The 24,728-nt window shown below is 64.0% G+C and carries 23 protein-coding genes and 1 tRNA gene; 10 read left to right on the top strand and 14 right to left on the bottom strand.

Translation table 11 applies throughout. The features are described 5' to 3' along the window. Nucleotides 1-2: 2 nt before the first annotated feature. The 5 genes from ggt to rsmD all read right to left on the bottom strand — a co-directional run bounded on the left by ggt (nucleotide 3) and on the right by rsmD (nucleotide 4,067). Nucleotides 3-1,730, bottom strand: a complete 1,728-nt coding sequence (gene ggt / locus H8F01_RS14445; protein WP_187055787.1) for a gamma-glutamyltransferase — start codon at nucleotides 1,728-1,730, stop codon at nucleotides 3-5. Beyond that, the gene (locus H8F01_RS14440) at nucleotides 1,727-2,026 is read right to left on the bottom strand and encodes a YfhL family 4Fe-4S dicluster ferredoxin (RefSeq protein WP_187055786.1); all 300 of its coding nucleotides are present in this window, start codon (nucleotides 2,024-2,026) and stop codon (nucleotides 1,727-1,729) included. Before H8F01_RS14440 ends, ggt begins: the two co-directional genes overlap by 4 nt. Before the next feature lie 132 nt (nucleotides 2,027-2,158). Beyond that, on the bottom strand, nucleotides 2,159-2,653 hold the full coding sequence (locus tag H8F01_RS14435) for a hypothetical protein (protein ID WP_187055785.1): 495 nt from the start codon (nucleotides 2,651-2,653) through the stop codon (nucleotides 2,159-2,161). Nucleotides 2,654-2,915: 262 nt separating this feature from the next. Beyond that, nucleotides 2,916-3,419: a pantetheine-phosphate adenylyltransferase gene (gene coaD / locus H8F01_RS14430; RefSeq protein WP_187055784.1), complete on the bottom strand. Its 504-nt coding sequence runs from the start codon at nucleotides 3,417-3,419 to the stop codon at nucleotides 2,916-2,918. A gap of 87 nt (nucleotides 3,420-3,506) precedes the next feature. Beyond that, the gene (gene rsmD / locus H8F01_RS14425) at nucleotides 3,507-4,067 is read right to left on the bottom strand and encodes a 16S rRNA (guanine(966)-N(2))-methyltransferase RsmD (RefSeq protein WP_187055783.1); all 561 of its coding nucleotides are present in this window, start codon (nucleotides 4,065-4,067) and stop codon (nucleotides 3,507-3,509) included. A 74-nt stretch (nucleotides 4,068-4,141) separates the two neighbouring features. Here rsmD and ftsY point away from each other — a divergent pair, with 74 nt between their 5' ends. From ftsY to H8F01_RS14395, 6 genes are all read left to right on the top strand, one after another. After that, nucleotides 4,142-5,290, top strand: a complete 1,149-nt coding sequence (gene ftsY / locus H8F01_RS14420; protein WP_187055782.1) for a signal recognition particle-docking protein FtsY — start codon at nucleotides 4,142-4,144, stop codon at nucleotides 5,288-5,290. A gap of 13 nt (nucleotides 5,291-5,303) precedes the next feature. Beyond that, nucleotides 5,304-6,401: an AsmA family protein gene (locus tag H8F01_RS14415; RefSeq protein WP_187055781.1), complete on the top strand. Its 1,098-nt coding sequence runs from the start codon at nucleotides 5,304-5,306 to the stop codon at nucleotides 6,399-6,401. Further along, nucleotides 6,398-7,429: an A/G-specific adenine glycosylase gene (gene mutY, locus H8F01_RS14410; RefSeq protein WP_187055780.1), complete on the top strand. Its 1,032-nt coding sequence runs from the start codon at nucleotides 6,398-6,400 to the stop codon at nucleotides 7,427-7,429. The genes H8F01_RS14415 and mutY overlap by 4 nt, the downstream gene beginning before the upstream one ends. 24 nt (nucleotides 7,430-7,453) lie before the next feature. Continuing rightward, on the top strand, nucleotides 7,454-7,732 hold the full coding sequence (locus tag H8F01_RS14405) for an oxidative damage protection protein (RefSeq protein ID WP_187055779.1): 279 nt from the start codon (nucleotides 7,454-7,456) through the stop codon (nucleotides 7,730-7,732). A gap of 66 nt (nucleotides 7,733-7,798) precedes the next feature. Beyond that, nucleotides 7,799-7,874 (top strand) — tRNA-Phe (locus H8F01_RS14400). Nucleotides 7,875-8,552: 678 nt separating this feature from the next. After that, nucleotides 8,553-9,011: a hypothetical protein gene (locus tag H8F01_RS14395; protein ID WP_238480994.1), complete on the top strand. Its 459-nt coding sequence runs from the start codon at nucleotides 8,553-8,555 to the stop codon at nucleotides 9,009-9,011. 31 nt (nucleotides 9,012-9,042) lie between these two features. Here the strand turns inward: H8F01_RS14395 and H8F01_RS14390 are convergent, their stop codons facing one another. From H8F01_RS14390 to H8F01_RS14370, 5 genes are all read right to left on the bottom strand, one after another. After that, nucleotides 9,043-10,638, bottom strand: a complete 1,596-nt coding sequence (locus tag H8F01_RS14390) for an MASE1 domain-containing protein (RefSeq protein WP_187055778.1) — start codon at nucleotides 10,636-10,638, stop codon at nucleotides 9,043-9,045. Between the two features lie 259 nt (nucleotides 10,639-10,897). Further along, nucleotides 10,898-11,356, bottom strand: coding sequence for a host attachment protein (locus tag H8F01_RS14385; RefSeq protein ID WP_187055777.1), 459 nt, complete (start codon nucleotides 11,354-11,356; stop codon nucleotides 10,898-10,900). A 192-nt stretch (nucleotides 11,357-11,548) separates the two neighbouring features. Continuing rightward, a complete protein-coding gene (locus H8F01_RS14380; protein WP_187055776.1) occupies nucleotides 11,549-12,217 on the bottom strand; it encodes a DUF1045 domain-containing protein in 669 nt (222 codons plus the stop codon). Nucleotides 12,218-12,723: 506 nt separating this feature from the next. Continuing rightward, a complete protein-coding gene (locus tag H8F01_RS14375) occupies nucleotides 12,724-13,152 on the bottom strand; it encodes a phasin family protein (RefSeq protein WP_187055775.1) in 429 nt (142 codons plus the stop codon). An 817-nt stretch (nucleotides 13,153-13,969) separates the two neighbouring features. Next, nucleotides 13,970-14,365, bottom strand: a complete 396-nt coding sequence (locus tag H8F01_RS14370; RefSeq protein ID WP_187055774.1) for an HU family DNA-binding protein — start codon at nucleotides 14,363-14,365, stop codon at nucleotides 13,970-13,972. A 292-nt stretch (nucleotides 14,366-14,657) separates the two neighbouring features. Between H8F01_RS14370 and H8F01_RS14365 the strand changes: the two genes are divergently transcribed. Next, complete coding sequence (locus tag H8F01_RS14365) at nucleotides 14,658-16,319, top strand: M28 family metallopeptidase (RefSeq protein WP_187055773.1); 1,662 nt, start codon at nucleotides 14,658-14,660, stop codon at nucleotides 16,317-16,319. A gap of 225 nt (nucleotides 16,320-16,544) precedes the next feature. Continuing rightward, on the top strand, nucleotides 16,545-16,802 hold the full coding sequence (locus H8F01_RS14360) for a hypothetical protein (protein WP_187055772.1): 258 nt from the start codon (nucleotides 16,545-16,547) through the stop codon (nucleotides 16,800-16,802). Nucleotides 16,803-16,838: 36 nt separating this feature from the next. Here H8F01_RS14360 and recQ read toward each other — a convergent pair whose 3' ends face one another. After that, a complete protein-coding gene (recQ, locus tag H8F01_RS14355; protein ID WP_187055771.1) occupies nucleotides 16,839-18,653 on the bottom strand; it encodes a DNA helicase RecQ in 1,815 nt (604 codons plus the stop codon). Nucleotides 18,654-18,970: 317 nt separating this feature from the next. On the opposite strand from recQ, the gene H8F01_RS14350 reads away from it, so the two are divergent. Next, a complete protein-coding gene (locus tag H8F01_RS14350; protein ID WP_187055770.1) occupies nucleotides 18,971-21,847 on the top strand; it encodes a TonB-dependent receptor plug domain-containing protein in 2,877 nt (958 codons plus the stop codon). A gap of 51 nt (nucleotides 21,848-21,898) precedes the next feature. Here H8F01_RS14350 and H8F01_RS14345 read toward each other — a convergent pair whose 3' ends face one another. Then, complete coding sequence (locus H8F01_RS14345; RefSeq protein WP_187055769.1) at nucleotides 21,899-22,237, bottom strand: MGMT family protein; 339 nt, start codon at nucleotides 22,235-22,237, stop codon at nucleotides 21,899-21,901. An 87-nt stretch (nucleotides 22,238-22,324) separates the two neighbouring features. On the opposite strand from H8F01_RS14345, the gene H8F01_RS14340 reads away from it, so the two are divergent. After that, nucleotides 22,325-22,729 carry a hypothetical protein gene (locus tag H8F01_RS14340; RefSeq protein ID WP_187055768.1) on the top strand — a complete coding sequence of 135 codons (405 nt, stop codon included), beginning with the start codon at nucleotides 22,325-22,327 and terminating at the stop codon, nucleotides 22,727-22,729. Nucleotides 22,730-22,826: 97 nt separating this feature from the next. Here H8F01_RS14340 and H8F01_RS14335 read toward each other — a convergent pair whose 3' ends face one another. Together H8F01_RS14335 and H8F01_RS14330 are read right to left on the bottom strand one after the other, a co-directional pair. After that, complete coding sequence (locus H8F01_RS14335; protein ID WP_187055767.1) at nucleotides 22,827-23,948, bottom strand: inorganic phosphate transporter; 1,122 nt, start codon at nucleotides 23,946-23,948, stop codon at nucleotides 22,827-22,829. Between the two features lie 69 nt (nucleotides 23,949-24,017). After that, nucleotides 24,018-24,647, bottom strand: coding sequence for a DUF47 domain-containing protein (locus tag H8F01_RS14330; protein ID WP_187055766.1), 630 nt, complete (start codon nucleotides 24,645-24,647; stop codon nucleotides 24,018-24,020). Nucleotides 24,648-24,728 lie beyond the last annotated feature (81 nt).

Below are 24,728 nucleotides of genomic sequence, written 5' to 3'. Positions count from 1 at the left end.
GGTTACTGCACCTTGCCCAGGCCCGACTCGCGGCGCGGATCACTCGCTGCATCGAGCTTGTTGGTCTTCAGATCCCACGTGACCACGTTCATGTAGCCCCACGGGCTGCGTTCCTTCAGCGTGTGGCCCATGCGGGTCAGCGCATCGGCGGTGGCCGGATCGAAGGCACCCGGCTCCACGTCCACGCGATCGGGCATGTACTGGTGATGGAAACGTTTCTGCGCGGCAACGCCCTGCGCGTCCTTGCCATCCATGAACGCAAGGATGCCTTCCAGCACCTGGGTGATGATGGTGGAGCCACCCGGCGAACCGATCACGCCCACCCGGTCTGCACCGAACACGATGCTCGGCGTCATCGACGACAACATGCGCTTGCCCGGCTCCGGCGCGTTCGCCGCGCTGCCCAGCAGGCCGTAGACGTTGGGCTTGTTCGGCACCAGCGCGAAGTCATCCATCTCGTCGTTCAGCAGCACGCCGGTGCCGGCGGCCACGAAGGTGGAGCCCATCGTGTAGTTCACGGTCAGCGTGATGGAGGCGATATTGCCGCCCTTGTCGATCACCGAGAAATGCGTGGTGTGCATGCCCGGATCCACCGCAATGCTGGCGGGCAGCATCGACGAAGGCGTGGCCTTGTCGGCCAGGATGGTCATGCGCAGGCCGGCCGCGTAGTAAGGCGACAGCAGCATGTCCAGCGGCATCTTCACGAAGTCCGGATCGCCGAGGTAGTCGTTGTGATCACGGAACGCGCGACGCATGGCTTCGATGACCAGATGCGTGCGATGGGCATCGTCAAGCTTGGTCAGGTCGTAGCCGGAGAGGATATTGAGGATCTCGGCCACGGCCACGCCGCCCGACGAGGCCGGCGGCGCGGTGACCACGCGGTAGCCGCGGTAGTCCACCGTGATCGGCGTGCGCTCCTTGATCTGGTAACTCTCCAGGTCCTTCGCGGTCCAGTTGCCGCCGGCGGCACGCACCGCGTCCACCAGCTTCTTGCCGACCTCGCCGCGGTAGAAACCGTCGGCACCCTGCTCGCCCAGGATTTCCAGCGTGCGTGCCTGGTCCGGATCGCGCCACACCTGCCCCGCCACCGGCGGCTTGCCCTCCGGCAGGTACTTGGCCGTGGAAGCCGGCCAGCGCTTGATGTCGTCCTGGCGCTCGGTGATGGCATTGATCAGGCGACCATCCGGCTGGAAGCCCTCGCGCGCCAGGCGGATGGCCGGCGTCAGCGCATCTTTCAGCGGCAGCTTGCCGTAGTGCTTCGACAGCCACGCCAGGCCGGCGGGCTCACCGGGAATACCGGCGGAGAGCGGGCCATTGAGGGCGGTGTCGCGGTTGGGCGTACCGTCCTTGTTGAGGTAATCCTTGGTGTTCACCGCGGCCGGCGCGGTTTCGCGCGCATCGATGAACACGTCCTTCCCATCGGACGCGCGATGCAGCACGGCCATGAAGCCACCGCCGATACCCGAGCTTTCCGGCTCCACGATGGAGAGCGTGGACGCCACGGCAATGGCCGCGTCGAACGCGTTGCCACCCTTGGCCAGCACTTCGAGGCCGGCATCCGTTGCATGGAAGTTCGCGCTGGCAATACCGGCATGGCCGGGGCGCTGCGTGATGACGTGCGGAGCGGTGGCGGCAGCAGGTGCCGTGGCGGGACGGCTGTCGGCGAAAGCAGCGCTGGAGGAAACCAGCAGGGCCAGCAGCGTCACGCGCCAGTTCAACGGGTGCTTCATGCGTCGTCCTTTGTGGATGCACCGGTCGACGACGACGCAGCGTCACCGTCCAGGGCCATCAGGTGCCGATACTTGAGTTCGAGCTGATCGTGCGTCTCGGTGTGCTCGGGATCGATGATGATGCACTCGACCGGGCAGACATCGATGCACTGCGGTTCGTCATAGTGACCGATGCACTCGGTGCACAACGACGGATCGATCACGTAGTACTCCTCGCCCAGCGAGATGGCCTTGTTCGGGCAAACCGGTTCACAGACGTCGCAATTGACGCAGGTATCGAGGATTTTCAGAGACATTTGCTGAGTTTACATGCTGGGCGCGGGTGGTGCGGCGCAGGATCTTTCCATCACATGGATGCACCACCGGGAAAACAAAAGCCCGCGGCACTTGCGCGCCGCGGGCTCGGGAACAACTGCGCGAACCGGTACTTACCAGTTGACGTAACGGACGGTGGCGCCGGTCGGCTGCAGCACGCCGCTCACCTTGTCCTTGTCGGCCGCGTCGCCGATCACCAGCACGATCACGTCCTTGAACGCGCCCGGCTTGGCATCCTTGAAGGCCTCGGTCACGAAGTCGGCGGTCTTGGCCGAATCCGGGCCGGCGAACACCAGCATGTTGCCCGGCAGCACGCCACGGGCCACGGTGTCCTGCACCTGCTCGAGCTGGCGCTGGCGCAGGGCATTGGCGTCGTCGCTGTCACCCGCCGGCACCAGGTACGGGAACGGACGGTCGGCCGTCATGCCCTGCATGTTCTTCTGGACGATCTGGCCGAGGTAGGCGTTCCACGCCTTGGAGTCGTTCGGATCGGTCGGCTTGGTCACGGCGGCGGCCTGTTCGGTCGGCTGCTGCTGGGCTTCTTCCTGCTGGCTGCAGGCGGCCAGGCCGGTGATCGCGAGGGCGGCAAGGAGGGCGTACTTGTACATGGTGGTCACCTTGGAATGGTGGAATCTGATATCGGGATCCGTTGGATGACCAACCTCTCGGCCGTCATGCGACAGAGCATGGTCTGGGCCGGGAGTGTCCACCTGTCTCATGGCAGCCAGGCAACCATGTGAACGTGTACCCCTGACCCGCGGCGTGCGACTGTCCTGTCCGCAGGATGCGAGCGAGGATACACGAGCCCGCCCCGCCCCGACACTGGCCCGCGTGCTGCGCTGCGGGGCAACGAGCCCCGGCAAAACGGCCTCAGCGCCAGCGCTGGCGCATGGCCTGCTGCACGGCCGGGTGCACGAAGCCGGTGATATCGCCACCCAGACGTCCGATCTCCCGCACGAGCGTGGAGGAGATGAAGCTGTACTGCTCGGCCGGGGTGAGGAACAGCGTTTCGGCCTGCGGAATCAGGTGGCGATTCATGCTGGCCAGCTGGAATTCGTATTCGAAATCCGAAACGGCGCGCAGGCCACGGATGATCACGCCGGCACCGCATTCCTCGACGAAGTGCGCCAGCAGGCCGTCGAAACCGCGCACTTCGACATTCTTCAGGTCGGCCAGTGCAAGGCGCGCCAGCGTGATGCGCTCGTTGAGGCTGAAACCCGGGCCCTTGCCCTTGTTCGGGCTCTCGGCCACCGCGACGATGATGCGTTCGAACAGCGGCGCGGCACGCGCCACCAGGTCGGCATGACCATTGGTGATCGGGTCGAACGTACCGGGATAGACGGCGAGACGCTGGTTGACCGGCGGCTTGTTCACGTGACGAATCACTGTCAGCGGGGAGGGGCGGCTAGCTTAGGCCCGTTCGAAGCAGCCGCCTAGCCCGCTTCTGTCCATACGCCGCCGTCAGGAAGAGCGTCGATAGAGCGCGAAACGCACGTCGCCTGCCGCGCCCTCGCGATGCGGCGCCCAGCTGGCCGGAAGCACCGGGGCCGACTGCCGTGGAGCCTCTATATAAATCCATGCCGATGGCGTGAGCCAGCCACCCTCCTCCAGCCGGTTCGCCAGCGGCGTCCATAGCTCCTGGGCAAACGGCGGATCCAGGAACACCAGCCCAAACGGCCGGGCGGCAGCCAGCAGGTAAGCCTGCGCATCGGCGGCGGCCACCTGCCCACCTTCGGTCTTCAGGCGCTTGAGGTTCTCGCGCAGGGCCTGCGCAGCCCGGGCGTCACGCTCCACGAACTGCACGCCGGCCGCGCCCCTCGACAGGGCCTCGATGCCCAGCGCACCGGTGCCTGCGCACAGATCCAGGCATTGGGCGCCGGAAATGACCGGGGCCAGCCAGTTGAACAGCGTCTCGCGCACCCGCTCGGGCGTGGGCCGCAGGCCCGGCAGGTCAGGAACATCAAGTCGCGAATTGCGCAATTGCCCGCCGATGATGCGGATACGCCCGGACGCCCCCTTCATGGGCAGCCGGACTCAGCGGTGAGTATGGGTGGGGGTGGTAGCATGCCCGCCATTGTCTTTGAATCGCTGCCGCAATGCTCAAGTTCTGGAAGAAGAAACCCGCTGACGCCGCACCGGGCCAGGCGACCGCACCCGCGGTCGAAGACCGCCCGGCCGCAGGTTTCGCCCACGACACGGACGCCACTTCCCTCGATCACGCCAGCCCGGCCCTGGACGAGGCACTGGCCGAGACCCCGCCCGCCCCCGAAGCACCCGCCGAAGACGAAGCCACCGAGCTCGCCGCCGTGGTCGAGTCGGCCGTGCCGGCCAAGCGCAGCTGGCGCGAGCGCCTTTCCGGCAGCGCGTTTGCGCGCGGCCTGTCGTCGCTTTTCACGCGTCACCCCAAGCTCGACGACGACCTGCTGGACGAGCTGGAGACCACCCTCATCACTGCCGACGTGGGCGTCGAAGCCAGCACGGCGCTGGTGGAAGACCTGCGCAAGCGCATGCACAAGCGCGAGTTCGCCGATGCGGGCGCGCTGCTGGCCGCCCTGCGCCAGTCGCTGGTGACCATGCTGCGCCCGGTGGAAAAGCCCTTGAACGTGGGCGGCATCAAGCCCTTCGTGATCCTCACCGTGGGCATCAACGGCGTAGGCAAGACCACCACCATCGGCAAGCTCGCCCGCCGCTATCGCGACGAGGGGCGGCAGGTTCTGCTCGCCGCCGGTGACACCTTCCGCGCCGCCGCCGTGGAACAGCTCAAGACCTGGGGCGCACGCAACGAGGTGCCCGTGATTTCGCAGGGCCAGGACGCCGATTCCGCCAGCGTGATCTTCGACGCGCTGCAGGCGGCACGATCACGCAACGCCGACGTGCTTATCGCCGATACCGCGGGCCGCCTGCACACCCAGGGCGGCCTGATGGACGAGCTGGGCAAGATCGCCCGGGTGCTCAAGAAAATCGACGCCGACTCGCCGCACGAGGTGCTGATGGTGATCGACGGCACGACCGGCCAGAACGCCGTGAGCCAGGTGCGCCAGTTCCGCCAGATCGTGGGCGTGACCGGCCTGGTGGTGACCAAACTTGACGGTACCGCCAAGGGCGGCGTGGTGTTCGCGCTGGCGCGCGAATTCGGCCTGCCGATCCGCTACGTGGGCCTGGGCGAAACCGCGACCGACCTGCGGGTGTTCGATGCCGACGCCTACGTCGATGGCCTGCTCCCGGCCAATCTGGGCCAGGGCTGAGGGGACCTGACGGGTGCCGCGCTGGCTCCGCCTCACGCTCATCGTGCTCAGCAGCGCCACGCTGCTGCTGGTGGCGGTTGCATTGATCGCGGTGCACGTGCTGCTCCAGCCGGAGCGCATCACCGCCATGCTGCAGAAACAGGCCCGCGATGCGGGCCTTGAACTGAGCCTTTCCAGCCCGGCAACGCCGGCCCTGTTCCCGCGCCCCGCGCTGGAACTGGAAGGCATCACGCTGAGCGCGCAGAACGCGAACATGCCGATCCTGCTCGCCGCACGCGGCACGCTTGCCCTGCCCTGGCGCACCCTGGTGCACGGCGACACGGTGATCTCGCAGATGCGCATCGACTCACCGCGCGTGGATCTGGATGCACTGCAGTCGTGGCTGGACGACCTGCCTTCCGGCCAGGCCAGCGTTCCGTCCAGCATTCCCAGCATCGATGCCGGCGTGCACATCACGCGCGGCAGCCTGGTGCGCGGCAACCAGATGTTGCTGGGCGATGTCGAACTCGACGCGGGACGACTCGCCGCGCGTCATCCGTTCCCGCTCACCATCACGGCCAAGGATGCGCAGGGCATCCCCACGCAACTGCGCCTCTCGGTCACGCCGGACATCAAGGGCGGCACGCTGGTGCTGCAGAACATCGGCCTGCATCTTGCCCACAGCACCACGCTGAACCTGCACCTGGCGGGCAATGCGCGCTGGCGCGGCGCGGCGGATGCTTCGGCACAGCTGTCCGGCAAGCTCGACCACGCCAACACCGGCGTGTACGACGTGGCCATCGAACTGACGCCTGCCGACCAGAGCAATCCGCTGATGCTCGCCCTGAAACTGGATGGCCCGGACAATCACGCCGACCTGCACATCCCGCCGCTGGCGTTGGCCTCGTGGTGGTCGCAGTTGGACCACGACGACGGCCCGCGACTCGCCGTGCCGCCGGGCAGCGGTCACGCCGATATCGCGACCATCCATGCCGGCGACATCAGCGTCGAAGGCCTGACCATTGAAGCCGGTGACAACGTGCCGGCTTCGTCGACGAGCACGGCACCGCCGCCCGCTGCCGCGAAACCGTCGCCTGCCACCAAGCCTGCGCCTGCGCGCAAATCGCCATGAATCCCTTTGCGTCCGCCCTCCTGGCCTGGTTCGACGAACACGGCCGCAAGGACCTGCCCTGGCAGCACCCGCGCGATGCGTATCGCGTGTGGCTGTCCGAAGTGATGCTGCAGCAGACGCAGGTGGTCACGGTCATCCCGTATTTCCTGCGCTTTGTCGCCACCTTGCCGACGCTGCGCGATCTGGCCAGCGCCGAAGAGGACACCGTACTCGCGCTGTGGTCGGGCCTGGGCTATTACCGCCGTGCACGCTTCCTGCAACGCGCCGCACAGATCTGCGTGGATAAGCACGACGGCGAGTTGCCGCGTGATTTCGCTGCGCTGGCTGAGCTCCCCGGTATTGGCCGCTCCACCGCCGGGGCCATCCTGGCCCAGGCTTACGGCCTGCGTTTTCCCATCCTCGATGGCAACGTCAAACGCGTACTGACCCGCCACCTCGGCATTCATGGGCACCCCGGGCAAAGCCCCGTGGAAAAAGTGCTGTGGCAACACGCCGAGGCGCTGACGCCTGCGCAACGAACCGCTGATTACACGCAAGCCATCATGGATCTGGGCGCAACGCTATGCGTGCGCGCCAAGCCGCGATGCGATGCGTGCCCCATGGCCAGCGACTGTGTCGCCAAACGCGACGACCTAACCACGCAACTGCCCAGCGCCAAACCGACCAAAGCCGTACCGACACGTGACACCGTCATGCTGATCCTGCGCGATGCAGAAGGACGCGTACTGCTGGAGCGACGTGGCCCGCAGGGCGTCTGGTCGGGCCTGTGGAGCCTGCCGGAAGCCGGCGACCACGATCAGGCATGGCGCGCCGCTCAGTCCATGGCGACCATCGACGACGCGCAGGCGTTGCCGTCGTTCGTCCACGTTTTCAGCCACTATCGGCTGAAGGTCGAACCCTTGCTGTTCGATGAGGCGACAGCGCGCCCGCGCATCGCCGATAATTCAAACCTGCGCTGGTGCGCTCCGGACGAACGAGCCGCACTCGGCCTGCCCGCCCCGGTGCGCACGCTGCTGCAGAACCTCTGAACCACCCACGATGGGCCGCAACTCATGAGTCGTACCGTTCACTGCGCCAAGCTTGGCCACGATGCCGAAGGCCTGGACTTCGCCCCCTGGCCCGGCCCGTTGGGCCAGCGCATCTATGCCGAGATTTCCAAGGAAGCATGGCAGCAGTGGCTGGCCCACCAGACCATGCTGCTCAACGAATATCGCCTCAACCCACTGGACCCCAAGTCGCGCCAGTTCCTGAGCGCGGAAATGGAGAAATTCCTGTTCGGCGGGGACGTGAAACAGCCCGAGGGCTACGTGGATCCGAACACGGAGTCTTGACGAACCGGCCCGCTTCCGATTTAATGCACGGCTCCACGCAGCATCGTTGATGCCTGCAGGCATTCTGGCCGGGTAGCTCAGTTGGTAGAGCAGGGGATTGAAAATCCCCGTGTCGGCGGTTCGATTCCGTCCCCGGCCACCATGATTCGGAAAACCCGCTTCGCAAGAAGCGGGTTTTTTTCGTTCCGGAATTCGCACATACGCCGATCCATTCCGTGGAACCGATGACCGTGCTCGGGCGCATCACGCACGAGGTACGTGGGGCCATGTCACTGTCGACATGAAGTCCACTACGCTGCATAAAAATTGCATCAGGCAGAGTACCTCCGGGCCTCGGTACATTTACCAAGGTCATTGCGAGCCAGGGACTTCCACTCCCTCCGTATCTCGACCCAGTAAATCCACGCAACACGCATGGGCGGTTACCGGGCAATAAGCGCGAGGTATTACCCCACGGTGCGATTCGCCTCATTACCTGCCACCAACCCAATGCCTGCAAGCGCCGAAAGCGCCGGCCTTTTATCGGGCCGAATGACGTGACTTCCATCACATTTTAATGTTCGCCCCGCCCTTGCCCACCGAACGCGCCGCCACGAAAAGATGAAACACCCGGTACAGCGGCTTATTCAATAACAAGGCATTTTCTTCATTAGCAGCTTATGCCATGTCCAGCGACCGCTATTACGCAGAATTTGTGTGTGCGCTTTTCCGGCAGATGTCGCGCGTAAATAGCCAATAGTCACAAGGTATGACGCTGAGTTGGTGATACATTCGGGCTGATGCTCAATACCTGAGCACATCACCAGTAAAGGGGTCCGTCATGTTGAAAGCCCTCTCGTCCCGCGCATGCCTTTTTGGTGTGCTGGCTCTCGCTTTTTCGGGGGCCGCCTTCGCCGACCAGCCGCCCGCTTCCGGTCTAGGCCAATCCTGGCCTAATGCGTCCGACGTGAGCAGCAGCCCGAATTTCCACGCTTACGTCTTTACGCTTGGCGGCATTCAGTTCGTGCAGATCAACGACGTGAACGGCAACGTTCTGGGCGCGGTCGGTTCCGCGAATGGCCAGTTCATCACCCTGCCGGTAGGTCGTTTTTCGCAGTTGGTGAGCACGCCGCAGCAGGCGCCCGCCGTAGCACCAGCAGCGCCGGCTGCTGCGCCGACCACGGTGTACCAGGACACGGCCACCACCGTGACGGCCACGCCGCTCAGCGACGGTACGATGCAGCTGAAGGCCGCGGCAGCGTCTTGCGACCCGATTCAGTGCAATACGCACATCCAGTAAGCAGCCAGGCGCCAGATAGCGATCAGCGACGTCAGACGTCGCTGATCGTGATGGGATCGAGCAGCAACAGGCTCACGCGCCGGCCATCAGCGAGCTGATGCTCGCGTGCGTCGCCCTCGAACGTCATCGCGCGATCACGAATGCCGGACCACCCCATGCCACTGGTGGAACGCATCACGCGCGGCAAGAGTTCATCCCAGCGAACGCGCGAAGCGGTCTGGGCCTGATCGCGGAAAATGATGCTGACCAGCGCCCAGTGCCGGCCGGCCTTTTCGCCACAACGGACGCGCACGATGACCTCGCTGAGGTTTCGTTGATTGCACGCATCCGCCACGACTTCAACGACCAAGCGGTAGATTGCCAGGTGCAGCGTCTGCGACAGCCGGCTCAGCGGCCCACGCAGATCGCACCAGTAGCCCACGCCGGTTTCGTCGAGCGCACGGGGGATGGCACCTTCGCGCAGCGCCGCCGGCAAGCCGCGTTCACGCCAGGTCACCGGGTAGAGGCTATCGGCGAGGCGGAACAACTGATCCTGCGCCACCAGCGCCTGACGGTGATAACTGCGGTCTTCGATGGTCGGCTGCAGATGGCGCAGGCGCGACATCATCATCGCAAAACTTGCCTGGACGGTTTCGCGGATCTGCTCCAGCGCCAGCGACGTCGTGCGCAACTGCATTTCGCCGATGTGCACGTTGCGTTGGGCAAGCGCAAGCGCCATCCGCACATCCATCCGCTCCTGCTCGGCATGGTGGTTCAGCACCCCGATACGGGCGCCCAGCAAGAGCATGGAGGAAATGGCAAAAGCCACGATGGCCTCGGCCTGGATGGTCTGCTGGTCGTAGGTGGCGGGCATCAGCGCCATCACCGCCAGGCTCGATGCGGTGCCACCGATGGCCGCACCCTGCCAGCCATGCCGCATCGCCAGCCAGACGATGGGCAGGAACATGGCGACCTGGGCAATCTGCCGGACGTGCTGGGCCTCAAGGCCAATCCAGACCAGCAGGAGCAACGCCGGCACCACCAGGAAGAGGCTGTCCAGCACAGCCCGATTGTCGAGCAGGCGCGACCCCAGCTCAGACCAGCGGGCACCCTTGAGCAACTGGTGCGCAAACAGCGTGGTCGGGACGATCGCAAGAATCCCCAGGTAATTGCCCAGCACCCATTCCACGGCCAGCTTGTCGAAGTGGACTTCGTAGCCGGCAGGCAACTTGGTGACGAACACGGCAGCGATGTTGTACGCCGTCATCAGGAAGGACAGCAGCAGCGAGCAGCCGAGCAGCGAGCCCATGTTGATCACGTTGCGAGAACCAAGCACGGGCCAGCGCTCCCGGACTACCCACACCACGGGCGCCATGATCACGATGCCAGGAACGACATTCATCAGCGCCCAGGGCACGCCCAGCTGCGGAATGCACTGGATGCTGATCGGGACCAGCACCGCCGCTTCACCGGCAACCAGCCACGGCCAGTCGCGGTAGCGGGTCAGCAACAGGGCAGCGAGATGGACGCCCGTGAGCAGCGCGAAATGCGAGATGGTGATCTGACGGGCAAACAGGATGAACAGCCCGTACGAGACTGCAATGCCGATACGGCGGAACCACGGATTAGTCCACGGTGCGTCCAGCATGGCTTTCCCCTGTGCGGTATTCCCCTCGCCTGCGCCGGGCACCTGGCGTTGGCGGCCAATGACATCGGGCGGGACGCTGGAGCGTGAAGAAGCGACCCTGTCGGCAAGCTTGACTATCGTAGCGCACCCAGTCGCCGCAAATGTGCACCACGTCAAACATTTCGGGATCGCTTCGGCGATATGACAGGCTCGGGGTGGACCGGCCCAGGCAGAAGGACGGAGGCGGTTTATCCGAACGCCGCCTGGGTGACGGGCGCCCTCACCCGCCGACCGTCGAATACAGCCGTTCCGGCAGATAGCTCCTGACGGTGGCGGCATCGGCGTGGGGCAGGTTCTTGGCCAATTCCAGCAGGATGTGGTTCTTCATCGCCCCGCCAAGGCGATCCCGCAGAGCCCCCAGGAAGGCAGGGGCGGCCATGAGGACCAGCATGTCGAAGCGGCCGTCACCATGCCCCTTGAGCAGGAACCGGGAGAGTTCGAGGGCAAACTGGCCAGCCTCCACCTCGGCAACCGAGGAATCGGGCTCTTCGGCATGGCTTCCGGGCCCGGCCCGTTCAAAGCCACGCCCCGGGCGATCGGACACCAGGTCCCGGTCGCGCAGCCTCGCCTCCGGGTGGATGAAGGCTTCCAGTTCCTCCAGCGGGCCAGTGGCCTGAGTCGCCTGGAACAAGCGGGCCACGCCGCGGTTGGCAACCACGATCCACACGGTCTTTTTCATGGCGCGCTCCCCGGATGTCTCACCCGGCATGCCGTCGACTGAATCTGCCTGGCGGTGGAATACCTGCGAACACCGCCCTCCAAACGAGATTCCTCGCCTGCCCGTCAAGCAGGCGTGAGCCGATGCAGCGGCCTTTCGCTGGCTGCAAAAGCGTCAGTCACCCCGCATCAGCGGCACATGCAGGGGCACCGATCAGGCGGCAGACACCTTGTGCAGGGCAATGCGTTCGAGCGGCTCGAAGGCAGCCCCGGGCGACGGCTCGACGCATAGGGTCAGCGCATCGAGGCGGGCGGTGGGCAGCATTGAGGCCCGGAGCGACAGCCAGCGCTGCAGGGCACGCTCTTCCTCCACGGAAGCGGGCGCCGATAGCGTCATGTGGAAACGGTAGCGTTCAAACACGTAGGGGTATCCGTAACGACCAAGGTAATGGGTTTCGATGGCATCCAGCCCCGACGCCCGGCGCTGGAAATCGTTCTCCGCCAGCGGCAGTCGCAGCGGCTCCACCGCGTCGACGCAGGCCGCGGCAAGGGCATTCGCCGCCTTGCATTCGCCCAGCGGACGCAGCGCCGGAAACCCGGCGAGCCGGGCGTAGCGCAGCGTGAGGTTGATGGGAGCATGCGATCGCGCCACGAGTTCCAGGGCCCGGCGCAGGTCGTTGAGGTCGACATCGGGCGACAGCGTGAACGGCGAGCGCAGCGTCGCGTGCCAGCCGTAACGACGCACGTCCGCCACCAACGCGTTCCACCGACTGAGCCCAATGCCGGGGATGCCCTGGGCAGTCAGCTCCCGACTGACCCAGTCACGCCCCAAGGCGGCCAGCGCGCTCGCTGGCGCAGGACAGAAGTAGATCGCGTAACGCATCAGTGGCAGGCCGTTATCCGTTCCGCTGACGGTCGGGTGGCGATGGGCACCGCCAGCCCCAGCGCCGCCCGGCCCGGAAAGGGCGCACGACGGCGCGCACGGCCATCGCCGTGCGCCACCTGACCCCGCTTCCTGTGATCAGCCGGCACTTCGCCGGCCTGCCCCCACTGAGCCATGCCCAGTCCTCACTTCACCCGTCCACGATTCCCGCCGCCGTTCGGCATGCGCCGCTGCCGGCAGGCGGAGTCCCCTAGCTAACTAAACCTGTGTGACAAGACGGGGAATGCGCGACATCTTTCCCAAGTCACTGCGCACCGCCCGGCTGTCGCCGAAAATGCCACCGTCAACGCAGCGGAGCAGTTGACCATGGGTGCCATCGGCGATGACGCGATGGAGTGTGCAGAAAGAAACGCTGGTCCACCGTGCGCGCGGGGTTGGCGATGGTGTTCCGCCAGCGCCCCGGAGAACGGCGCCCGGGAACAGTCACCGGGCGCCGCTGGCGGGGATCAGATGGTGGGGTGGAACTTGCCCCACGGGGACAGGATGTCTTTCCACGGTTCCGACAAACCGACATCGCCGACCGTGCCCAGGGCATTGGCCGTGTCCTTCTGCCAGGTCTGCACGGCATCCTGCAGCGCCTGGGCGAAATGTGCCTGCACGTTGGCAGCGATCTGGTTGGTGACGTTGGCGTCGCCCATGCGCTGCTGCAACTGGCGCCAGAAGGCATCGGCCGGCATGGTGGCCAGCGCCGCCCAGTCCTGGGCCTTGATCAGCTGCTCCACCCTCGCCTGCTGCTCGGCAATGCCGTCGTCCATCGCACGGGTGGACAGTTCCAGCCACTTCTTCCAGTTCTCCATCACCAGCTTGTTCACGCGTAGCTGAAACTCGGTGTTGGCCTTGTAGAGACTCAGCGGGAGATCGCTCGGGGTTGCCATGTCGTGCCCTCGTTGGGTGATCTTGTCGATCGCGCCACCGCATCCTCCGGACACGGCCTCGCTCAGGCGCCACCACGGCGCCGACGGCCACTATGAACTGGCCGCACGACCAAAGCATGAACCCGTCTGCCTCAACGAAACGTGTGTCCGCTCCCTGCCCGGCACGTGCGCCGTGCTGCGCCCGGTGGATCAGCCCAGGATTCGGAAGCGTTCTCCGCAAGTTCTTTTAGAGGGGAACAACACCCGGAATCCCCATCGACAAGACATGCCCATGAAGAAACGCGCTCCGACGACCATCAGTGATGGCCGTGGGTGTTCCCGGCATCGCCCTGGCGCACGAGGCACTGACCCGGCACGAGGTGCGGGGGCCATTCGCGCAGCAGGATTACAAGAGGGTGCGCGACTTGTCACTCCGGAACGGCATGCGGACGACCAAGGCCCCAACGCTGACGACCGCAGGGTGACGGTCCGCATCGATCCACGCACGGGCGAGATATTTCCCGACAGACAGGTGCTCCACCTGAGCGGAACCGATGTTCGCACACAGCTATACACGCGAGGCTATACCCACGTGCGCGACGTGCACTTCAAGAAAGGCGTGTGGATAGCCAAGGCCGATGACGCGGCAAGCATTGGCGCGGCCCTGCAACGGGATCCGATGACAGATCGGGGCATCGGCACCAACCGGCCTGGATGCCTGTACTGGAAGCGGCCGGTTGAACCACGGCTCCGCGCTTCCCTGGATTTCCTGCCCCCAGAAACGCCAGGTGCGACTCGAAGGTCGCACCTGGCAGCAAGCTCTAGTGCAACGTCACGCTCAGAGAGCGGCGTCCTTGAGCTTCTTCAGTGCGCGGATCTTCAGCTTCACCGTGGCGGGCTTGGCAGCGAACCACTGCTCTTCCTTGGTGAACGGATTGATGCCCTTGCGCTTCGGCTTGGCCGGAACGCTGACGGCGGTGATCTTCAGCAGACCCGGCATCGTGAAGTGGCCGGCACCCTTCTTGTGCACCGAACCGGTCACGGCAGCCTCGAGGGAGGCCAGCACCGCGCGCACGTCCTTGGCGACCACGCCGCTGGCTTCAGCGATGTGGGCGACCAGGCCGGACTTGCCCAGTGCTTCCTTGATCGGCTTCTGAACGACCGCCTTGGCGGCCTTCGGAGCTGCCTTCGGAGCGGCCTTCTTCTTTGCTGCTGCTTTCTGCGCCTTCGCCATACATTTCCCCGTGGTAATCGATATGAGGTGGTGTTTGATGCCTCTCGGCATGCGGAATGTATGGCATGCCAGCCCATCACGCCAAGCTGCAGGACGGAAAAAATGCGGTTTTTTTTCATTTTCGGCCTCGCGAGGGTGAAGAAAGTCACTATCGGGCCCTCCGCAAGCCTGTTTTTCAGGGGTTTTCGCCCGCTCGCCGAGCCGTCCGCCGCTTGCGTGGCACTGACCCCTATGGACCGGCGGCGCCAGCCGTCTCTACTATCGACGCTCGTTTCCACGCTAGGTGCTGTCCATGAAGCGATTGGCCTTATCCCTGCTTGCCCTGTCCGTGACGTCGGCGCTGTTCGCCGCCGATGCGCCGACCACTCCCACCATCGACCCGCACCGCCTGTCGGAAGACGTAAAGACGCTTTCGTCCGACGCCTTTGAAGGCCGCGGCCCGGCCACGCCGGCCGAAACCAAGACCATCGATTACGTCGTTGCGCAGCTCAAGGCTGCGGGCGTGCAGCCCGGTGGCGATCTCAAGAACGGCAAGCGCGAATGGACCCAGGCCGTGCCGCTGCTGCAGTCAGATATCGCAGGCAAGCCGTCCCTGTCGTTTACTGTCAACGGCAAGAGCGAAGCGCTGACTCAGGGCAAGGAAATTGCCGTGCGCTCTGCGCTGGACGGCTCCAAGGCGGTGTCGATCAAGGACGCCCCGCTGGTGTTCGTCGGCTACGGCGTGAAGGCGCCGGAGCGCAACTGGGACGACTTCAAGGGCGTGGACCTGCACGGCAAGATCGCCGTGGTGCTGATCAACGATCCCGACTTCGAAACCGGCGTGGGTGACTTCGGCGGCAAGGCCATGACCTATTACGGTCGCTGGACCTACAAGTATGAAGAGGCTGCCCGACAGGGCGCCGCCGGCATGCTGATCATCCACGAGACCGCACCGGCCTCCTACGGCTGGGCCACCGTGGCCAACTCCAACACGAACACCCAGTTCGACGTGGTTCGCGACCACCCCTCCAGCGTGCACACGCCGGTGGAAGCGTGGATCCAGCGCGACGTGGCGGTGGACCTGTTCAAGTCTGCCGGCCTCGATTTCGAAGCGCTGAAGAAGCAGGCACAGACGCGCGAGTTCAAGCCCGTGGTGCTGAAGGGTGAAACCTTCTCGGCCAATTACAAGGTCGACTCCAAGGTGATCACCTCGCACAACATCGTGGGCCGCATCGAAGGCAGCAAGCGTCCTAACGAAACGGTGATCTACAGCGCGCACTGGGACCACCTGGGCATCGGTGCACCGGATGCCAAGGGCGACAAGATCTACAACGGCGCCGTGGACAACGCCACGGGCACCGCCGCGCTGATCGAACTGGCCCGCGCCTTCGCCAGCCAGCCCAAGCCGGAGCGTTCGGTGGTGTTCCTCAACGTCACCGCCGAGGAGAAGGGCCTGCTCGGTTCGGAGTACTACTCCTCCAAGCCGCTCTACCCGCTGGCTACCACGGTGGCCGACATCAACATGGACGCGCTCGATCCGCACGGTCCCTCGCGCAACTTCAGCATCTCGGGCAACGCCAAGCTCGACCTGCTGGATGAGCTGACCGATACCGCCAAGAAGTGGAACATGACCTACACGGCTGATCCGAAGCCGGAAGCGGGCCACTTCTTCCGCTCTGATCACTTCTCCTTCGCCAAGCGCGGTGTGCCGGCGGTGTCGTTCGAGTCAGGCGACGACTGGGTAGATGGCGGCGTGGCAGCAGGCAAGGCCGCGGCCGACGAATACGTGTCCAAGCACTATCACCAGCCGTCGGACGAGTGGCAGGCCAGCTGGACGTTCACCGGCATGGCGCGCGACCTGCAGGTGCTCTACAAGCTCGGCAGCGACCTGGCCAATTCCGATACCTGGCCCGACTGGAGCAAGGATTCGGAGTTCCGCGCCGCTCGCGACGCGACGGCCGCCGATCGCAAGTAACGCCTGCGATTGTCAGCCTGCATACAGAAAGGCCCGCAGCAATGCGGGCCTTTTCTTTATGGATACAACACCTGGAAACAGCTTTTTCACGAATTGCTGATTCACATGACGGCAAAACAGAACGGCAACATGACAGTCACGGACACGCCAGACAGCAATCACAGGGAAGTCATCGTCCGTTGGCAAGCTGCGCACCATCCGCCGTACCCAAAAAAGTTGAATCCTATGCTGGCCCAATACGTCTACCCGTCGAAATTCGGCCTGTTCCGCATCATCCGCCACGGTCGCCAATGGCGCGTGTTGCACGAAGAACAGGAGATCGGCCGCCACGACACGGCCGAAGCCGCCCTGATCGCCACCCGCATGGCCTACCCGCAAGCACGCCTGCCGGGCGAGCTCGACCAGTGGCGCTATATTCCCGAGCTGGCCCTTGCGCACTCACGCGTATCGAGCGAAGGCACCCGCTGGAGCCTCGCAGGCTGAGGTTTCTCTCACACCCCTGGCGGAACCCGCCCCGGCCTATTCCTGCGCGTTGATCACGGCCAGGAAGTCGCGCCCATAACGCTTCAGCTTGGCCTCGCCCACGCCGCTGATCGATGCCATCTCCGCTTCGTTCGAAGGCAGCGCACGCAACATCGCCAACAGCGTTGCATCGTGGAAGATCACGTACGGCGGCACGCCATGCTGTCGCGCCAGCTGGATACGCAGCTTGCGCAACTCTTCCCACAGCGGCTGCTCGTAGGCTTCCACGCCCAGGCTGCCACCGGTGACCAGCTGGCTGTCACGCCGCTTGCGCGATGCGCGCACGGGCCTGGCGTCCTCACGCAGGCTGACGGAACGATTGCCCACCAGCACATCGCGACTTGTCTTGGTGAGCCGCAGCGTGCCGAAACCTTCCGCATCCGCTTCCAGCAAACCCATGGCCAGCAGCTGACGGAAGACCGAACGCCACTGTTTCTCGTCCATGTCGGCACCAATGCCGAACGTCGACAGGCGATCATGTCCCAGTTCGCCCATGCGCGCGCTGTCCTCCCCGCGCAGGATGCTGATGACATGTCCTGACCCGAAGCGCTGGCCGCTGCGGTACACCGCCGACAGCGCCTTCTGCGCAGGCACCGTGGCATCCCAGGTCTTGGGAGGCTCGATGCAGTTGTCGCAGCGCCCGCAGGGGCCGTGGAAGGTTTCGCCAAACGCCGCCAGCAGCAGTTCACGCCGGCACTGGGTGGTTTCCGCGTAGGCCAGCAAGGCCTCCAGCTTCTGCCGCTCGACGCGTTTGCGATCGTCCGCGGATTCGGATTGGGCGATCATCTGGCTCATCGTCACCACGTCCGACAGCCCGTAGATCATCCACGCATCCGCTGGCAGGCCATCGCGGCCGGCACGTCCGGTTTCCTGGTAATAGCCTTCCATGCTGCGCGGCAGATCCAGATGCGCCACGAAGCGCACGTCCGGCTTGTCGATGCCCATGCCGAACGCCACGGTGGCCACCATCACCACGCCGTCCTCGCGAAGAAAGCGCCGCTGGTTGGCATTGCGCGTGGCCGCATCGAGACCGGCGTGATAAGGCAGTGCTTCGATACCGGCCTCGGCCAACCACGTGGCCGTCTCGTCCACCTTGCGGCGACTCAGCGCATAGACGATGCCCGTCTCGCCACGACGTCGCTCCAGGAACTCCATCAACTGGCGCCGCGCGTTGTGACGCTGCCCAACCTGATACCGGATGTTCGGGCGATCGAAACTGGAAACGAACTGCTGCGCCTGCTGCAAGGCAAGGCGTTCGACGATTTCATCGCGCGTGCGCTCATCGGCCGTGGCCGTGAGCGCAATGCGTGGCACCTGCGGAAAGCGCTGGTGCAACAGCGCCAGCTCGCGATACTCAGGGCGAAAATCGTGGCCCCATTGCGATACGCAGTGCGCTTCATCGATGGCGAACAGCGCCACTTCGGTGCGCTCGAGCAGGCTCAGGAAACGTGGCGTCAGCAGGCGTTCGGGCGCCACGTAAAGCAGGTTCAGCTCGCCCTCGAGCAGGCCACGCTCCACATCGCGCTGGTCCTCCGCGCTGAGGCTGGAGTTCAGATAGGCCGCGGCCACACCCGCTTCGCGCAACGCATCCACCTGATCCTGCATCAAGGCAATCAGCGGCGACACCACGATGCCGGTGCCCTGCCGCACCAGGGCGGGAATCTGATAGCACAGCGATTTGCCGCCGCCGGTAGGCATGAGCACCAGCGCGTCCCCGCCCTCGATCAACTGCTCGACGATGGCCTGCTGCTGACCGCGGAACTCGGTGTAGCCGAAAACGCTGTGGAGAATGTCTTGGGGGGAAGAAGGCATCGGCGAATGCTAGCAAAAATGGGGCTTTAGCCATCGCCCCAGAAACCTCCTAGCACATCCACTGACACCAACTCTGATTATCCCGACCATGTCGTCGGTCTCGACCCTACATGCCGCATAGCCCGCCGAGAGTGGGCCTCCCCAAGGTAAAGAAAACATTATTCAGAAGCCCGGCCACCGCCGGGCCATGGGTCGCCCATGCCGCGTATCCCTCGATGGTCGAACCGCACACCAGCGTTGGCAACGACGCCGCGCGTGCCCCATCGAATGCAGCAGGACAGGCCCCCGTTTGATAACCAGGATGTTGGGGAACACACATGAAATCGTTCAATCGTGGCGGACTGGCAACGTCCATCCGTCTCGCACTCGCCGCCGGCACGCTCGTCGCCTCGGGCCTGGCCTTTGCGCAGGACTCCGCTCCCGCGAAGGCCGACGCGTCATCGGCCAAGAGCCTCGAAACCGTCACCGTGACCGGCTCACGCATCCGCAGCGTGGACGTGGAAACGTCGCAACCGGTGTTCACCATGGACAAGGCTGCCATCCAGGCGACGGGCCTGACCAATGTGAACGACATCATTGCCCGCATGCCGTCCATGGGCACGCCTGACATCACCCCTCAGGACACGCTATCGAATGGTGCTGATGTTGGCGGCCGCTACGTCAACATCCGCAACCTGGGTTCGCAACGCACCCTGGTACTGGTCAACGGTCGTCGTTGGAGTTCGAGCCTGAATGGCCTGACTGACGTTTCGACCATTCCGGTATCGATGATCGACCACATCGACATCCTCAAGGACGGCGCCTCCTCCATCTACGGATCCGACGCCATCGGTGGCGTGGTGAACATCGTCACCAAGGAGAAGTTCGACGGCGCCGACGCCAACGTCTATTACGGCCAGAATGGCAAGGGTGACGGACAGACGCAGAACTACGACTTCACCTGGGGTCACACCGGCCAGAAAAACTCCATCATCATCGGCGCGGCTTGGCAGCAAACCGACCCGATGCGGGACAACAAACGGCCGGAGACCCGTTATCCACAGGGAGCGGAACATCCGGATGATTTCTGGAGCACGACCGGCGCATACGGAAGCATCATCAATCCGTACAACAAGAAACGTTACTCCATCAATCAAGGAAGCGACGCCAGCAACCCTGCCAATTACCACCCGTTCACCGGCGCACTCTCCGACAGGTACAACAGCACCCAGGACATGACGTTCCGCGCGGGCACCAAGTTGAAAAACCTGTTCGTACAGGACAAATACCAACTCACCGACAACATCAGCCTGCACGGCATGGGTTCTGCTTCTGTCCGTGACACCTCATCCCAGCTCGCAGGTTATCCATTCAGCACGGGCACCACGGGCGTAACGATTGATGGCGCCAACGCCTACAACCCATTCCCCGGTCAGGATCTCGCCTTCTATCGTCGGACGGTGGAAATCCCGCGCATCACGGAAAACCACTCCAAGATCTACAACATCAATCTTGGCGCACAAGGCTATTTCAAACTCTTTGACCACGATTGGTCGTGGGACGCCGACTACACCTACTCACAGAACAAGATCCACATCAGCACCACGGGCAATCTTGATCTGAACCGTGCACAGGCCGCCCTGGGGCCCACGACCATGATCAATGGCCAGCTGGCGTGCGCCAATGCTTCAGATCGCGCTGATGGCTGCGTGCCTTGGAACATCCTTGCAGGCCCAGGCGGCACGCCCCAGTCCGTGTGGAACTATGTGAACTACCACGAGTCAGCCCGTCAGATCAGCTCGACCGATGACTACACCGCCAACGTTTCCGGCGGCCTGTTCGAGATGCCGGGCAATGCAGGCACAGTGAACCTTGCGTTGGGTATCGAACACCGTGGCATAAAGGGTGCCTATCGACCCGATCAGTACGTGGCCGACGGCAACACCACCGATCTGGCAGCCAATGCCACCAGCGGTGCATACAACACCAACGAGGTCTACGCCGAACTGGATGTACCACTGCTACGCGATCTGCCGGGTGCACAGGAACTTGGCCTGAACGTTGCCAGTCGCTACTCGCACTACAGCAACTTCGGGAGCACGACCAACAACAAGTACAGCCTGCGGTATCGCCCCATCGAAGACTTGCTGATACGAGGAACCTGGGCGCAGGGCTTCCGCGCACCGACCATCGATAACCTCTACGGCGGCCCAGGCCAGAGTTTCGAGACATTCCAGGATCCGTGCGACTCGGTGTCCGGTGCGGCCGCTACGAATGCCACCATCAAGGCACATTGCGCGGCCACAGGTGTACCTGCGGGTTACACACAAGCCAATGGCTATGGATCACAGACGCCGGTCCCGTTCACCTCCGGCTCCAATCCCAACCTGAAACCGGAAACCTCCATCACACGCACGGCGGGTTTCGTTTATAGCCCGCACTACGCCCCCGGTCTCGACTTCACGCTGGATTACTACGACATCTACGTGAAGAACATCATTTCAACCGTATACGCCGATCAGATCCTCGATCTGTGCTACGTCCAGAATGACCCCAACTATTGCGGGCGTTTTACCCGTGCGTCGGCGGCGGACCCCAACACTGGCCTGGTTCAAGGCTCAGTCAATCAGCTCAACGAAAGTCTCGCCAATCTAGGCTCGCTGAAGACCGCGGGCTACGACCTTGGCATTCACTACAAATTGCCGGACACGTCGTTTGGCCGCTTCCGTATCGCCTCGGACAGTACCTACCTCACCAAGTACGAGACGGTCAGTGGCCCCGGCGCAACGCCAAAGGAACTGGTGGGCTTCTTCGATGGTGAAGACGCCATCTACCGTGTGCGCTCCAACCTTCAGGTGGACTGGGATCTCAAGCAGTTTGGTGCCAGCTGGACGATTCGTTACTACTCGGGCCTGAAGGATCAGTGCTACACGGCCCAAAGCGGTGCCGTCTATGACTGCAGCTCCCCCAGTTACACAAACCCTTGGTGGCCTACGCCCGGCATGAGCCAAAAGGGCTCGGTGGCATTCAACGATGCGCAGTTCCGCTACACGGCCCCATGGAAAGGTGTGTTCACCGTTGGCGTGAATAACATCTTCAACAAGAAGGGCTCGTATTACTACAGCGTGCCGACCTCGGGTACCGGCAGCCCGCCATATAACCCGAACTTCGATATCGACCGCTTCTGGTACGTGTCGTACAACCAGAAGTTCTAAGCTGTCAGAAACCAGAAAATGAAAGGGCGAGCCATCTGGATCGCCCTTTTTTTACCCCGGCATACCCCACAGGGCCCGATCAAGATCAGCATCCAGCCCGAACGCCGACATCGGCACTCGGCCGTTGCGCACTTCCACACCTTCCGCCTTCAGGCGTTTGCTCTGCTCGCGGAAGCCACGGCTTCCCGGCGAAAACGCAATCTGCCCACTGGACCGAAGCACGCGAAACCAAGGGAGCTCCATGCCATCGGGCACTTCGCCCAGCGCCCTGCCCACCAGCCTTGCCCGACCGGGCAATCCGGCCCGCGCTGCGATGGCGCCATAGCTCGCGACGCGCCCTGGCGGAATAGCTGCGATGGCAGCAAAAATGCGGACATGGGCTTCGTTCATGGGTTTGTCCATGATCTTCAACAGGCTCTTTACACCGGGTCGTGGCACATTAGCGAGGCCAGATTCGCCTGCCAAGGAGATCGCACCATGCGCCATTTCGAAGCCGTGCGTTCCCATATAGGCAGCCTGCATTCGTTGCGGCACAACGACCCCTACCTGATCAGTTTCGACCTGAGCCTGCCGCACGACCGGCACCAGGGGATCTATCTCGCCGAGCTGGAAGACGAGGCCGGGCGGCGCTACCTGCGCATTTCCACGCCGGTCGGCCCCCTGGCGGGGGCGGATCCCCGGCGCTGCCTGCGTTTCAACTGGGAACAGCGCAAGGGGTTTCTGGCCGTGGCGGACCTGGACGGCTCGCCCTACCTGCACCTGTGCGAGAACCGTCCCTACGAGCTGCTGGATGCCGCCGAGCTCAAACGGCTGATCGAGGAGCTGGGCGAGCTGGGGGATCAGCTGGAGCGGATCGTGGCAGCGGGTGGCGACGATCTTTAGGTCCTTACTGTAAGAGCGCACTTGTGCGCGACTGCGACATTGAAGCCGACCTCGGCGGTCGGCAGTCGCGCACAAGTGCGCTCCTACAGGTACAAACTCAGAACATGGCGGACAGGCGCACCATGCCGTAGGCCAGCAAGGCCGTGATGGGCAGCGTGAGGATCCATGCCCATACCATGCGCTCCACCACCGACCAGCGGATGGCGTTCCAGCGCTTGGCCGCACCCACGCCCATGATCGAGGCCGATACGTTGTGCGTGGTCGACACGGGAATGCCGAAATGGGTGGCGAGCAGGATCACGCTGGCTGAACTGGTTTCCGCTGCAAAACCGTTGATCGGATGCAGCTTCACCATGTTGTGGCCGAGCGTCTTGATGATGCGCCAGCCGCCGCTTGCCGTGCCCATCGCCATGGTCAGCGCGCAGACCACCGCCACCCACATCGGCACGTCGAAGCCGCCACCGGCAGCACCCTGGATGCGCAGGAAACCCAACCAGCCCGGCAAGCCATCGAACTGGCCTGCCGCCGTCGCCCCGGCCAGCGCCAAGGCGATGATGCCCATGCTCTTCTGGCCGTCGTTGGAGCCATGGGCCAGGCCCATGGCGCCAGCGGACAGGATCTGCGCCTTGCCGAAAAAGCTGTTGACGAAGGGCGTGCGGCCGAAGCGGCGCAGGAACCCGGTGCTGCTGGCGAACCAGCTGAGCAGCGCGTACAGCAGGCCCATCACGGTGAAACCGATGATGAAACCGCCCAGGGGCGAGACCACCATCGGCACGATGACCTTGGGGATCACACCGCTACCGTTCCACCAATGGTCGCCGCCCTGCGACCAGATCACCGCGGCGAAGTTGTCGCCGGAAGCGGCAATGGCCGCGCCGACCAGCGCGCCGATCAGCGCGTGGCTGGAGCTGGAAGGCAAACCGCGCCACCAGGTGATGAGGTTCCACACCGTGGCCGCCAACAACGCACAGATCAGGAGTTTCGGGCCGGCATCGATCACGTGCGAGTTGAGCAGCCCCGCCGCGATGGTCTTGGCCACCGCCGTGCCCCACAGTGCGCCGATCAGGTTGGTGATCGCCGCCAGCATCACCGCCTGGCCCGGCGTCAGCACCTTGGTGGCGACCACGGTGGCGATGGAGTTGGCGGTGTCGTGAAAGCCGTTGATGTAGGTGAATGCCAGCGCGATCAGCACCACGGCAATGGCAAGGCCAATGCTCATGCACGCACCCCGCCGACGGCCCGGATCGACACCGGGCGGCACCAAAGGAAGGAGGTCATCGTGCCGGCCTCAGGAGTTCTTCAGGACAATCGAGTAAACGATGTTGCCGACATCGCGGCACTTGTCGATCGCCTTTTCGATCAGCTCGAACAGATCCTTCGCCAGCATCGCACGCATGGCGTCATTGCCTTCCACGTACAGGGTGCGATACGGCGAGAGCAGCATGCGGTCGCCTTCGGACTCCAGCGTCTGCAGGCGATCCTGCAGCTTCTTCACCGGGTCGATGCGCAGGCCGCGGCGCAGCTCGCCGATCATCTCCGACACCACCGTGGTGGCGCGTTCCAGCACGAGTGCACGGGCACCGAAATCCACGTCGCCCATGCGGGCGGACACGATCTCGTAGCGCTCGGCGAATTTCTCGATGGTCTTGGGAATCTTGTAGAGCGCGGAGTTGAGCGCCTCGATGTCTTCGCGATCCAGCGCGGTGACAAAGGTGTTCACCAGCTCCTCGCTGATCTGCCCCGCCAGCGCCTTCTCGCGTGCACGTGCCGCGGCGAAGGCGGCCATCACCGGCGCGTGGTCCTTGCGGGTCACCAGCTCGTGAAGGGCCCGTGCGCTTTCGTGGGCAGCCTCGGCGCTCTGCTCGAGCAAGCCATAGAACTTGTCGCCTTTGCCGAAAATCGTTTGCAATGAAAACATGCGGTTATTGCCTGGGGTGCGGGGCGGAAAATGTCGGCTATGTTACAGGAGCCCCCTGCCGCACCGCATCAAGCCCTTGCC

Source organism: Dyella telluris (assembly GCF_014297575.1).
GTDB lineage: Bacteria > Pseudomonadota > Gammaproteobacteria > Xanthomonadales > Rhodanobacteraceae > Dyella > Dyella telluris.
The sequence above is the reverse complement of the archived record's forward strand: the minus strand, read 5'-3'. Positions and strand labels throughout refer to the sequence as shown.